The 12,911-nt window shown below is 35.8% G+C and carries 9 protein-coding genes; 1 reads left to right on the forward strand and 8 read right to left on the reverse strand.

What is annotated here, in order from left to right; translation table 11 throughout:
• Window positions 1–2: 2 nt before the first annotated feature.
• The 3 genes from ACQ0RB_RS13145 to ACQ0RB_RS13155 all read right to left on the reverse strand — a co-directional run bounded on the left by ACQ0RB_RS13145 (window position 3) and on the right by ACQ0RB_RS13155 (window position 4,866).
• Window positions 3–2,078, reverse strand: a complete 2,076-nt coding sequence (locus ACQ0RB_RS13145) for an alpha-ketoacid dehydrogenase subunit alpha/beta (RefSeq protein ID WP_430498995.1) — start codon at window positions 2,076–2,078, stop codon at window positions 3–5.
• A gap of 324 nt (window positions 2,079–2,402) precedes the next feature.
• Window positions 2,403–3,470: a branched-chain amino acid aminotransferase gene (locus tag ACQ0RB_RS13150; RefSeq protein ID WP_430499028.1), complete on the reverse strand. Its 1,068-nt coding sequence runs from the start codon at window positions 3,468–3,470 to the stop codon at window positions 2,403–2,405.
• A 115-nt stretch (window positions 3,471–3,585) separates the two neighbouring features.
• Entirely contained in the window at window positions 3,586–4,866 is a 1,281-nt protein-coding gene (locus ACQ0RB_RS13155) for a dihydrolipoamide acetyltransferase family protein (protein WP_430498997.1), read from the reverse strand.
• Between the two features lie 197 nt (window positions 4,867–5,063).
• Here ACQ0RB_RS13155 and ACQ0RB_RS13160 point away from each other — a divergent pair, with 197 nt between their 5' ends.
• The gene (locus ACQ0RB_RS13160) at window positions 5,064–5,537 is read left to right on the forward strand and encodes an Lrp/AsnC family transcriptional regulator (RefSeq protein ID WP_299097417.1); all 474 of its coding nucleotides are present in this window, start codon (window positions 5,064–5,066) and stop codon (window positions 5,535–5,537) included.
• Between the two features lie 79 nt (window positions 5,538–5,616).
• Here the strand turns inward: ACQ0RB_RS13160 and ACQ0RB_RS13165 are convergent, their stop codons facing one another.
• The 5 genes from ACQ0RB_RS13165 to ACQ0RB_RS13185 all read right to left on the reverse strand — a co-directional run bounded on the left by ACQ0RB_RS13165 (window position 5,617) and on the right by ACQ0RB_RS13185 (window position 12,867).
• A complete protein-coding gene (locus ACQ0RB_RS13165) occupies window positions 5,617–6,210 on the reverse strand; it encodes a transferase hexapeptide repeat family protein (protein WP_299097416.1) in 594 nt (197 codons plus the stop codon).
• Between the two features lie 39 nt (window positions 6,211–6,249).
• Window positions 6,250–6,624: a four helix bundle protein gene (locus ACQ0RB_RS13170; RefSeq protein ID WP_278006163.1), complete on the reverse strand. Its 375-nt coding sequence runs from the start codon at window positions 6,622–6,624 to the stop codon at window positions 6,250–6,252.
• A 57-nt stretch (window positions 6,625–6,681) separates the two neighbouring features.
• Window positions 6,682–7,434 carry an enoyl-CoA hydratase/isomerase family protein gene (locus tag ACQ0RB_RS13175; RefSeq protein ID WP_430499000.1) on the reverse strand — a complete coding sequence of 251 codons (753 nt, stop codon included), beginning with the start codon at window positions 7,432–7,434 and terminating at the stop codon, window positions 6,682–6,684.
• A 102-nt stretch (window positions 7,435–7,536) separates the two neighbouring features.
• Window positions 7,537–10,353: a CHAT domain-containing protein gene (locus ACQ0RB_RS13180; RefSeq protein WP_430499002.1), complete on the reverse strand. Its 2,817-nt coding sequence runs from the start codon at window positions 10,351–10,353 to the stop codon at window positions 7,537–7,539.
• Window positions 10,354–10,401: 48 nt separating this feature from the next.
• A complete protein-coding gene (locus ACQ0RB_RS13185; RefSeq protein WP_430499003.1) occupies window positions 10,402–12,867 on the reverse strand; it encodes a hypothetical protein in 2,466 nt (821 codons plus the stop codon).
• Window positions 12,868–12,911: the final 44 nt, after the last annotated feature.

The raw sequence follows: 12,911 nt of genomic DNA on the forward strand, positions 1-12,911 counted from the left end.
ATTTAATAGTTCAATAAGGCTTCAATCTTAGCCTTCACCTTTTCAGTTGAAGGAATCATGGTTTGTTCTAATGTTGAATTCAATGGAATAGCTGGCATATTTTCACTACCAATCGTCATTACTGGTGCATCTAAATATTTGAAGCATTCTTCTTGAATTTTCCCAGATAATGCTCTTGCAAAACTGTTGTCACTTGGCTCTTCAGTTACCACTAAACACTTACCTGTTTTCTTAACCGACTTCATTATAGTTGACTCATCTAAAGGATACAATGTTCTTAAATCGATAACTTCTATTTGATCTTTTAAACCTAATTCTTCCGAAGCATTCATTGCCCAATGTACACCCATTCCGTAGGTTACAATCGTACAGGTTTCTGCATCATCTTGCTTCCAGATTTCTTGTAACACCCAAGCTTTTCCAAAAGGCAATACGTAGTCTTCAGCAGGTTCTACAGATGTTGCACCTTGTGTCCCGGGTACTTTAGACCAGTACAAGCCTTTATGTTCAAAAATAACTACTGGGTTTGGATCGTGATATGCTGCTTTCATTAAACCTTTTAAATCAGCACCATTACTTGGATAAGCTATTTTAACACCTCTAATGTTAGTGACTACACTTTCTACAGAAGACGAATGGTAAGGTCCACCACTACCATAAGCGCCAATTGGCACACGCAAAATCATACTTACTGGCCATTTTCCGTTAGATAAGTAGCAACTTCTACTAACTTCAGTAAATAATTGATTGAGTCCTGGCCAAATATAATCTGCAAACTGAACCTCAACAATAGGCTTTAAACCAACCGCACTCATACCAACCGTAGAACCCACGATAAAAGCTTCCTGAATTGGTGTATTAAAAACGCGGTCGTCACCAAATTTCTGTGCTAATGTTGCTGCTTCTCTAAATACACCTCCAAGTCGTCCACCAACATCTTGTCCGTAAAGCAAACATTCTGGGTGCTTGCGCATTAATTCTTCCACAGCGAATAAGGCACAATCTACCATCACTACTTTTTCTGCTCCTTCAGGCGAACGCTCACCCTTTTCCTCGGTAATTGGTGTTGGCGCAAAATCGTGCGTAAATAAATCTTCTGGTGTTGGATCTTCAGCTTTTAAAGCTTTTTGATATGATTTTTCGATTTCAATTTTGATTTCGGTTTCGATTTCCTCGATATCCTTTTGGGTGAAGCCATTATCTAACATTTGCTGTTTTAAAACAGGATATGGATCACGAGATTTTGCTTCTTCCAAGTCATCGCGATACCATTCCATACGTACACCAGACGTATGATGATTCAATAATGGCACTTTAGCGTGTACTAAAAATGGACGACGTTCTTCTCGTATGGTTTTTATAACTTTTTCTAATGCTTCGTAGCTTTCAATAAAGTTAGCACCATCAATAGAAATGGCCTCTAATCCGTGAAAACCATTTGCATATTCTGCAGCATTTTGAGCTCTGGTTTCGGCTTCATTGGCTGAAATATCCCAACCATTGTCTTGCACCAAATATAGAATTGGCATTTGCTTTAACGCTGCCATTTGAAAGGCTTCTGCAATTTCACCTTCGGTAACTGATGCGTCACCTAAACTACAAACCGTAATTGGTTTTAATTGCGATTCTTTGCTATCATTCTGAACAACATTTGAATTTTGAAGTCCTTGCTTTTCCAAATATTGCATTCCCATCGCGACACCAGTTGCAGGAATGGCTTGCATACCTGTTGCTGATGATTGATGCGGAATTTTAGGCTTATCGGCATCTTTTAAACTTGGATGCGAATAATAGGTTCTTCCACCAGAAAATGGATCGTCTTTTTTAGCTAACACCTGAAGCATTAAATCATAAGGCGTCATACCAAAAGCTAACAACATCGCATCATCTCTATAATACGGAAATGCATAATCTTGAGGTAACAATTGCATTCCTAAAGCGGTTTGAATGGCTTCGTGACCACGTGATGTGGCGTGCACGTATTTTGAAACTACTTTGAAGTTGGCTTCATACAATTCTGCCATTGTTTTGGCGGTTACTAAATTGGTAAATCCTTCTTTTAATATGTCTTTATTCATATTCTATTCTGTTTGTCATTACGAGATTTAAAACAACTTAATCTCTTGAAAAGATTCTTCACTTTCGCTCTGAATGACATTATATTAATATTTTCTGAAGACCTCACAGGTTTTTGAAACCTGTGAGATCTTTTCTGCGTTAGGGACTACTCATCCATTCTATTTTAATAAAAAGGAATTCGTGAGTGCTTCGCAATTGCAGTGACATTTTTTTTACGTCAGTTCGGGTGAAATTACCTTAATCAATTTTGTATCGAGAACTTTATAATCACTTCTCGATACAATTTGCTCATTCCTCACAAATCACTCGAAGTGACGTTATCTTTACACTAATTCCTTTTCAACCTTTATCATCCAGTTGAATTTATCTTCAATTTTTCCGGTTTTTATGGCATTTAGCGTGTCGTTAACCTCTAACCCTACCGGACTTTCGTCAGAGACGTGAATGTCGCCATTTTCTGTGCCAATACTCTGAATGTAAGCAATACCAACAGCTGTTCCTGTTCCGAAAGCTTCCTCTAAAAGGCCTTTTTCTGATGCTTCACGGATTTCGGTAAGCGTGATTGGACGCTCAATAACTTCAAAACCTTTATCTTTTAAAATAGCGATAACACTCATTCTGGTAATGCCATCGAGAATGGCGCCATCGCGACGTGGCGTGATGAATTTTCCATCGATTTTGAAGAAAATATTCATTGTTCCCACCTCTTGAATGTACTCGTGCTCAACAGCATCTAACCACAATACTTGGTCATAGCCTTTTGCTTTTGCTAGTTCTGTTGGACGAATTGCTGCTGCGTAATTTCCAGCCGCTTTTGCTTCGCCTGTACCACCATCTACCGCACGAACAAACTTCTTTTCTGCCCACAATTTTATGCGCTTGCTGAAAAATGGTCCTGCTGGTGATGCCATAATGATAAACTTGTAACTTGTGGCTGCACGCATACCGATAAAAGCTTCATCGGCATACATAAATGGACGTAAATATAAGGCACTACCATCTTGTGGTGGAATCCACGCTTTATCCATAGCCACGAGCTGTTTTAAGCCTTCTACGAATAATTCTTCTGGAACATTTGGCATTCCCATTCTGTCTGCACTAAAGTTTAAACGCGCTGCATTTTTATCGGCACGAAATAACATTGGTGTTCCTTCGGCATCCACAGTCGCTTTCATTCCTTCGAAAATGGCTTGTCCGTAATGCAACGCCATTGCTGCTGGATGCGTTGGAATTAAAGCTAACGGTTCAATTCTTGGGTTTTGCCATTCGCCATCTTTATAATCGCAGATAAACATATGATCTGTAAAAGAGGTTCCTAATGGTATGTTGTTGAAGTCGATGGTATCGACTTTTGATTTTTCTATTTTTTTGATTGAAATATTCATATTTATGTTTTTTGGTCAGTTCGAGTGAAATTGTCTTTAGCAATTTTGTATCGAGAACTATTTAACTGCTTCTCGATACAATTTGCTCGTTCCTCACAAATCACTCGAAGTGACGTAATTTTTATATTTTTCTATTCGTATCAAATTGCTCTAAATAATCAGCTACGCGACGCACAAAGCTTCCACCTAGGAAACCATCAACGACACGATGGTCGAAAGACAGAGATAAGTACATCATACTTCTAATAGCGATTTCGTCACCTTTTTCAGTTTCGATGACTTCGGCTCGTTTTTTTATGATTCCTAATGCTAAAATGGCAACTTCTGGTTGGTTGATTATTGGTGTTCCCATAACGCTACCAAATGTTCCTACGTTAGAAATAGTGAACGTGCTGCCTTTGATATCGTCGCCACTCAACTTGTTTTCTCTTGCTTTTCCAGCGAGCTCGTTTACGTTTTCTGCTAACGTTTTTAAGTCTTTAGTATCAGCATTTTTAACGACTGGCACAATTAAGTTTCCACTTGGTAATGCTGTTGCCATACCAATATTAATATCTTCTTTTACGATGATATTACTGCCATCAACAGACGCATTGATATTTGGAAAATCTTTGACTGCTTTAGCTACGGCTTCTACAAATAATGGTGTGAAGGTTAATTTTTCGCCATATTTTTCCTGAAAAATAACTTTATTTTCATTTCGCCAATTTACCATATTGGTTAAGTCGGCTTCAACATAAGCAGTTACGTGTGGTGACGTATGCTTGGAATACACCATATGATCTGCAATCATTTGGCGCATACGATCCATTTCTACAATCTTTCCTTTGCCTTTATCAAACGTTAATTGCGGAATGCGATAAGCCGTTGGATCTTGAACCACTGGCTGCGCAAACTTGTAAGGCCTTCCGTCTTCGATATAATTGAATACATCACTTTTTCTTAATCGTCCTTCGTTTCCGGTTGCTGGTATTCTTGCTAATTCTTCAAAACTTATGTGATGTTCCTTTGCAATGGAAATGATTAATGGTGAGAAGAACTTTGAATTCGAAGTTGAAGCTGAAGTTGAAACCGAATGAGATTCCTTGTTAATACTAGATGCTATTGAAGGACTCTTTTTGGTCTTCGTTTTTGATGTCTCGACTGCGCTCGACGTGACATCATTTTTCGATTTCGGTTTCGATTTCGATTTTTCTATTTCTAGAAGAGCGATAACCTCACCAACTTTTACCACATCTTTTGCTTGGTATTTGGTTTCTAGCAAAGTTCCTGCTGCTGGTGCAGGCACTTCGTTATCCACCTTATCTGTGGCTACTTCTAATATGATATCGCCTTCATCAAAAGAATCACCTTCATTGATTAACCAATTAATAATGGTTCCTTCTGTGATGCTCTCGCCCATTTTGGGCATTTTTAGTTCAAAAGTCATTAAACAAATTCAGTTTTATTTTAGAATTAAAGATAAGACATATTCAATATCACTTTTCTTAAAACCCTTGATTTTATTTTTTAAAAGAAAAAAAATCTTCAAAACAACTTACTTTAAGAATTTTAAACTTTAAATTGTTAATTTTGAGTAATCAAAAAAAATATTTTCTAATGTCTCATACACTAGATAAAATCGACACCCAAATTTTAGCGATACTCCAGAAAGACAGCAATCGCACTACAAAAAGCATAGCTAAAGAATTAGGAATGACCACTTCACCCGTTTTTGAGCGTATCAAAAAGCTTGAAAAAGAAGGCTACATCAAAAAATATGTCGCTGTATTAGATAACAAGAAAGTAGGTTTGAAATTAACTGTATTTATTGGCATAACCCTTCAAGGTCATACCAGAAGTTATCTAGAAAAATTTGTCACTGAAATAAATAATTTCCCAGAAATTGCAGAATGCCATCGCGTAAGTGGAAATTATGATTACCTACTGAAACTCATTGTTGAAGACATACAAGCTTATGAAACTTTCCTTATTTCTAAACTAACACTTCTTCCTTATTTGGGTAATGTACAGAGTTTAATAACCTTATCTACAGGAAAGGAAACCAATGAGATTGATTTGAGTAGGATTTAAAATCGAGGCTAAACTTGAAAATGACATTCTATCTATAATGAAAACACCCCTAAAGTCCCCTCAAGGGGGACAATCCATACTATTTGAAAGTTTCGCGAAGCGTTTTATAGACATCGTCTTGCATCTTCATATTTTCGGGAACTTCACGTAATGGCTCAACTTCTTTTAGACTGTTGTGGCAATCTTGCGGTAACTGCTGATATAACTGCGTTCCCTTGGTTTTCCAAGCAATCATCTCGTCGCTTACCTGCTTGATGACTTTTGCTGGATTACCAACCACCAAACTACGTGGTGGTATTTTAGTTTCAGCCTTAACAAATGCCATTGCGCCAACGATACTTTCATCTCCAATTTCGGCATCATCCATAATTACGGTATTCATACCAATGAGGCAATTACGACCCAAATTGGCTCCGTGAATGATGGCTCCGTGACCAACGTGCGCACTTTCTTTTAGGGTAATAGATTTACCTGGAAACATATGCACTGTACAGTTTTCTTGCACATTAACACCATCTTCTAAAATGATTTGTCCCCAATCTCCACGAATGGCAGCACCTGGACCGATGTAACAGTTTTTGCCAATGATGACATTGCCTGTTACTGCAGCCAATGGGTGCACGAAACTGCTTTCGTGTACAACTGGTGTGTATCCTTGGAATGCGTAGATCATAAGCTGTGAGTTATTAGTAGTTAGCCTTGAGTTTTGAGTTTAATTATTTTTTAATTTTTTACTTAATGATGAAATCATTTTACCAATTTCAGTTAACATAGCTCTATTTTTTTCAAACTGTTCTTTGTTGATATAATTTCTTAAATAGGCTTTTGTATTCCAAGTGACACATTCGTGACTACTATCCCAAGCCATTTTTAAATATCTATTGAAATTAGCATCAGTACTTGCTGAACCTTCTGAAATATTTGCTGCTATTGAGTCTGCTGCTCTACTAAATTGTGATGATAAACGGAACATCTCCTTTTTAGGAAATGTATCAACCAATTTATTTACTTCTTCTCCAAATAAAATAGCTTTTTGATAAACTATTAAATTTTCAAAACTAAAATGATATTGACTTTTAAATTCCATTTAACATATACATTTCTAATTGCTCAAAACTCAAAGCTCATTTCTCAAAACTATTATTTACTTATACGATTCTAATTTCTTCTTTGTAAAATCACTTAATACCAAGCGACCACTAACGGCTGCTCTTTCAGCTAAAAGTGTGTCCCAATCTTCGGTACCTTGCCAGAAGATTTTCTTCATTTCTTTCATTGCTTCTGGATTGTAATTGCAAAGATTTTCGACAAAGGTTTTAACTGCTTCATCTAATGCTTCTGTAGTATCAAACACTTGTGTAAATAAGCCTTTTTGTTTTGCCCATTCTGCTGGATAAAATGTATTGGCATCAATGGCGATTTGTGACATTCCGCTTAATCCTAACTTGCGCTCTACAGCTGGACCAACCACAAACGGACCGATACCAACATTTAGTTCACTTAATTTAATAGCTGCAAACTTGGTTGCCATACAATAATCAGTTGCCGATGCCACTCCTACTCCACCACCAACGGTTTTTCCTTGCACGCGACCAATGATAAATTTTGGACATTTACGCATTGCATTAATCACGTTGGCAAATCCTGAAAAGAAGACTTTCCCTGTGGCTTCGTCATTGATATTGATTAGTTCGTTAAAACTTGCGCCTGCACAAAAGGTTCTATCGCCTCCACTTTTTAGGACGATAACTTTAATGTCGTCATTATTGCCAGCATCGGTTATAGTCTGTGCTAGTTCAGCCAGAATATTTCCTGGTAATGAATTATGCGCAGGATGAAAAAATTCGATGTATCCTACTTGATTTTCTATTTCTAATTTTACGTATGGTTGGCTCATTTTTGAATTTTGATATGTTGTTTTCAAAATTACAATAAAACTTATCATTGTTAAATGATAACACAGAAAAAACCATCAAAAACTCACACTAGATTTAGGTATTTATTTACCACTCAACACAAATGGTGCCCAGATTTTTGGGGTTTGAAATTGCTCGCCATACACACCATTGAGCATTGTGCGTTTAGCTGTATTCACAGCATCTTCCACACTCATTTTTTTTACATAAAGATTGTTGTACGTTTCGGTCATTAATATCATAGTTCCTGCATCATTAACAGGCCACAAACTCAATAAGGTACTATTAGCACCTGCTACAAGTAATGCTGAATTTAGACCATTAACCCCTTCTCCATTATAATTTTTTCCTAATGCAGTTTCACAAGCAGAAAGCACAGCTAAATCTGCCTTTAAATCTAGTTGCGCTATCTCGTGAGCTAACAAAAATGTATCCTCAGACCCATCTCCATTAGCAGGCTGCGTCATCATTACACCAGAAAGTTCAGGAATACTATTACTTGCAAATCCGTGAGTTGCAATGTGTACATATTTATATTGATTCAACTCGCCTGATTTATTCAATCTTTTGATATCGCTTTCTTTCATCTGACCATCAATCAAAACAGTAGCTTCTGGAATTATTTTTTTAAGATTCTGAACCTCTCTCAAAGTTCCTGGTAGATAGTTAGCTCCACCAAAGCCCAAAGCAGCCAATTCTTTACTTAAATTAGACTGTTTATTATTGATTTTTGTGGTTAATTGGTCCTGCAACTCAAAGTAGCTTTGAGTTGACCTGCTATTAGAAGCACTACTTTGAGGTTCTTTATACGTAGCTCCTCCCATTGCTAAAAGCGGTTTTCTGTCCTCACTATAATTTCGGTTAGACAGACTTGCCCAAACACTTGCAGATGGCATATACTTAACATTAAAACGCTCTAAAACATACTTACCGTTACTATCCAAAAATGCTTCAAAAGGCATTGCATTCAACTCGCCTTCTGCACTAATAATCAACGTTGTTTTTCCGACTAATTTAGCCTCTAAAGGTTGTATCAAAAAATAGTACCAGTGCTTTAATATCTTTTGTTGAAGATCTAAATACTGAGCATCTGACACTTCCATTACTTCTCTAGACAAGGCAACAAAATCTCTATAATCTTCTGCTTTAAAAGCAGTTTTAGGGTCCGAATGACTATAAATTTGACCGTTAATTATTTCTTCATTTAACTTCGTTACATATCCATTGATGCTATTAGGCTTCTTCTGTATGTTATTGATGTATTGCTTTTTCATATTCAGCCAAGCATTAACCGGAAAATGCTCTACTATATCAGCACTATTCTTTGTAATAATAGTAGCAATCATTTGACCTGGTTCTCCGTTAGAATAGTAGATAACAGCTTCGTGTGGCTGAAGTTTTGCCTGGACTTGTGGCAGTGTAATTTGAGGCAAATTTTTATCCAATTTTTGACGTAGAATTCTACTTCGGTTCATATCCTGAACTTTAAAAAGTTCGTTTGTATTGCCTAATTTTTGAAGCGACATTATTAAGCCTGAATAGGCACTAGCGTGCAAATTACGAGCAGAAAGTTGCTCTTTGGTACTGAATTTAGGCAAAAATTGCTCCGTAATATCAACTGCTTTCTGAAACTGTTCTGCTGCATTAGCATAATCATTCTTCATATAAAACATAAAGCCTATATTATTGGCAGCAGTCTGTGCAGAAGACCAATTCTTAGTTTTTAGATGGTAGTCGTAAACTTCATTATTCAATTCTATGGCTTTAGATCTGTTTCCGATTTTAAACTGAACAACAGCATAATTACCTGCTGCTTTCATTTTTTGATCTTCAAAATTCCTTTTACTTGCTAAAACATAGGCTTCTCCCAAGTGTTTATTAGCTAAACTAGTAGAATTTGATCCAGGCTTCATTACGTAATAAGCACCTATAAGATTGTTGGCATTAATGATATGGTAATCGTTACCAAGTTCTGTAGCTAATGCTAAAAGCTCTTGAGCTAACTGTAACATTTCGTCTCGTTTTCCCATATCTCCAACAATTTGAGATTTTCTAAACAACAAATCTGCTTTTGTTAATGTCGGAAAACCTAGCTTATCTATTTCGGCAAGCCCTTTATTGGCATATAAAAATGTTTTATTGAGATCATATCTGTCATACCACGTTAAGCGCTCAAAACATAAGGCTTTGGTATATGGATTAAGATGCTGAGAGTTTATAGCTTTCTCTAATTTTGGTTTTGCCAAATCAAACTGACCTGCATAATAGTAAGCAATAGCTTGCGTTGCAGTTGCAAAATCTTTTAACAAAGGATTTGATGGCGAATAACTTGCCCAAACTTTTAAGTACTGAGATGGATCGCAAGACTTCCCTTCATACCATTGACCAACACAAGCATTATAATTATTAAAATTCTGAATTGCTCCAGGTGTTGCTTTTTCTGCATTTTCTGCTATGGTTTTTAAAGCCGAAAAATCCTTGCCAGTTAATTCTGCCAAAATATCTAATTCCTCTTTTGTAGATGCAGCTCCTTTTACATCTGGCGAAAGTTGAAACGCGTAATGCATAAGCTTACTAGCTTCACTTGTATTTCCATCTAAAAAAGCGATGTAACTCGCCAATGTGTAATTGGCAGACTCCATTGGAAACATCTGATTTGCAGTTTTAGCATAACGTTTTGCTGTAGTTAAATCATTCTTTGCTATTGCTGCAAAAGCCTTAAAAATATACCCAAAACTGTTGTCTGAATTGTATTTAATATACTCATCTGCGCCAACATCCATAAGCGCAACATTTTTGGTATCATAACCTTGAGAAAATTTTTCTTGAGCTTTTTGAGCATTTTGAGCTTTTGTAAACAACGACAAAAGCAATAAAAGAATTAAGGAAATATGTTTCATAATTTAGATGTATTAAAGAAAGAGAGTACTTTTTAAGCAAATAGAAGTTTACCAACTAGTATCACAACCACAATCGATTTGACCAGAGGCAGACTTACCAGTTCTTAAGTCGGTTTTGGTATAATCGAATCGCACTCCTTTAGTTGTGTTAAAAAACGTAAAGCTTGTTTTAGCTGCTATTTGCCCATTAACCATCGGCACACTTAGCAAATGTTTTTTACCCATAAGCTGTCCGCCACCTTTACTAACTTTAGCAACGCGAATATCTGTATTATTAGGGTCGTTAATGACATAGAATAGCATCCAGGTAAAACCGCAATCTTTAATCTTACCAATAGCTGCTTTTTGTCCCCAAGTTTGTCCTAAAATTTCATTTGCAATAGGAATACTGTTAAGTTCTCTTCCACGAAGCTTATCTAGACTATATGATTTTCCTGTACCAACAAAATCAAAATTGTTAAAGAAGAAGTTGATGTTTTTGCGACGCTCTTGCTCTTTTAAGTTTTTAGCTTCTAATTCTATTTGGCTTTCTATATCATTTTCGTGGTATGTTTTTATTTGGGCTTCTAAATCTTCTTTTTCAGCAGCAGTTTGCGCCGTTAGAAACACTTCACTTTTACTATTATTCTTCAAATTAGTAACCACTAATTTCTTTGCTTTAAACCCATCAGAAACCACATCAATTATTTCTGGCACGTAATGACTAACATTATTTTCGTAATTGAGACTTCTAGCTATTTCAGGACCTAAATTATGGCTTTGTTTTGTGTTGATGTTGTAGGCTAAAACTTTATCTGGAAGTCCGCTTTTTGTTTTTCTAACAAAATATATATGATCTTGTTTCTGTAAATCGAATTTAACATCTTGATAATCCGTTTTTACCTCATCTATTTTCTGAAGATTACTGAATGTAACATCTTTATATTTATACAAATCATACTTCTTTTTATATTTTACCAACAAGATCTTTTGTCCTGGTATAAGCTCCAAACTTTTCGCCTCCGGAAACCTCTTAGAATGCCATTGCTTAGTATCTACATTCATAAATTGGTATTGTGCCCACAATGGTTTATCAAAATCTAAGCGTCCTTTTTTGTCCTTTTCATATCTCGAAATCACCATACCAACCTCTCTGTCATTCACATAAGTTATGTAACCTCTGTCGTTAGGTATATTTGTGTTACCATCTAAATGTTTATTCTTATCAACCATTGAATACACACCTGAACTTCCACCTCTCTGCATACCAATAATAAGCGCATTATCTCTATCTTCCTCAAAATCGAAATGCCAATAATATATACCATCTTTACTTACAGGTTTTATGAAATTATAAACCTGTTCCATAGTTTCAAGATTCCAAATAGCAATTTGCTTTCCCTCTTCGCTATTTATTGCTAAATACTTACCATCCTGACCAAGATTCCAACCAAAATTATTAAGCTCAGGAAATTTAAAAATAGGTGCTTTAGCATCAATTTGTTCTTGCTCCTTGGCAATTTCAGCTTGCTCTTTTGCTTCTTTAGCGATTATAAGATCTTGTACTTTTTTATACCTTTTTTGAAAATCCTCTAGTGGTAAACTGAATCGAATTTCAGATTTTTTTTCACAGTCACCTACATTATATTGCACAAGTTTATATGGTGTTTGCTCAACTCCTGAAGGTTTTGAATTGTTTAAAACAGCATCAACCTCAACCGAGAAATAATAGTTCTTAGTTTTGAAACTGTTAGCACTAATTGAATTACTACTTATACAATTCTTGAATTTCTCTGGCACTTTTGAGTTAACTAAAGCGGTTTTATATTTCTCAATGGTTTCGTTTTCTATATCATAAATAGCATAGGTATCACCTTGTGTAGCGTAAATGTAATTTCCATTATTTAAGTTTCTATTCTCAGCTAAATCTAGAATAAAATCCTTTTCAGGAAACTTTGAAGTTTTCTGTGTTTTATGGTTAAAAATGTAAATATTTCTATCATCCTCTTTAGTATAAACACTATACAATCCGCTCGGCTTTACAATAAGATCTTTGTAGTTCGCTACTTTAGAATCAATTTCAAACTCGCTTGAAGTATAATTGATGTATAAGCTTTTATCGTTCTTTTTATATTGAATTGGGTTTCCGTTATAATCTAAACCTGAGAACGCATACTTTTTATTATACTGAGCAGGTAATTCAAACTTATTTTTTACGGTATTTAAAGACCAGAACGAGTTATTTTCATTTGAAATAATAACCAATGAAAGGTCTTCAGAAAAAGACGTGATATGCTCGCCATTTGCAAATTTAACCACGTCATCATAAACAAAACCGTGACTTGTAATTTTTTCTCCAGTTGCTAAATCGTAGGTTGTGAGATAATCACCTGTAAAGACTGCTGCTTTTGTTTCACTAGCATTTACTATGACTTGAATCGGTGTATTATCGCTTTGCGATTTCCAAAAATGATTACCTTGTGCATTACAAAAAGAAGCCACTATCATAGTAGCACAAAAAAATAGATATTTCATATAGTAAGATTTGATAGTCAAAACTAAATTAAAATCCTACGTAA

It is taken from the genome of Gaetbulibacter sp. PBL-D1, from assembly GCF_050509525.1.
In the GTDB taxonomy this organism is placed as follows: domain Bacteria; phylum Bacteroidota; class Bacteroidia; order Flavobacteriales; family Flavobacteriaceae; genus Gaetbulibacter_B; species Gaetbulibacter_B jejuensis.

Bases quoted from the DNA above. Each gene is read 5' to 3' on its own strand.
- ACQ0RB_RS13145 (WP_430498995.1), bottom strand. From the start codon at position 2,078: ATGAATAAAGACATATTAAAAGAAGGATTTACCAATTTAGTAACCGCC.
- ACQ0RB_RS13155 (WP_430498997.1), bottom strand. From the start codon at position 4,866: ATGGGCGAGAGCATCACAGAAGGAACCATTATTAATTGGTTAATCAAT.
- ACQ0RB_RS13160 (WP_299097417.1), top strand. From the start codon at position 5,064: ATGTCTCATACACTAGATAAAATCGACACCCAAATTTTAGCGATACTC.
- ACQ0RB_RS13165 (WP_299097416.1), bottom strand. From the start codon at position 6,210: ATGATCTACGCATTCCAAGGATACACACCAGTTGTACACGAAAGCAGT.
- ACQ0RB_RS13170 (WP_278006163.1), bottom strand. From the start codon at position 6,624: ATGGAATTTAAAAGTCAATATCATTTTAGTTTTGAAAATTTAATAGTT.
- ACQ0RB_RS13175 (WP_430499000.1), bottom strand. From the start codon at position 7,434: ATGAGCCAACCATACGTAAAATTAGAAATAGAAAATCAAGTAGGATAC.
- ACQ0RB_RS13180 (WP_430499002.1), bottom strand. From the start codon at position 10,353: ATGAAACATATTTCCTTAATTCTTTTATTGCTTTTGTCGTTGTTTACA.
- ACQ0RB_RS13185 (WP_430499003.1), bottom strand. From the start codon at position 12,867: ATGAAATATCTATTTTTTTGTGCTACTATGATAGTGGCTTCTTTTTGT.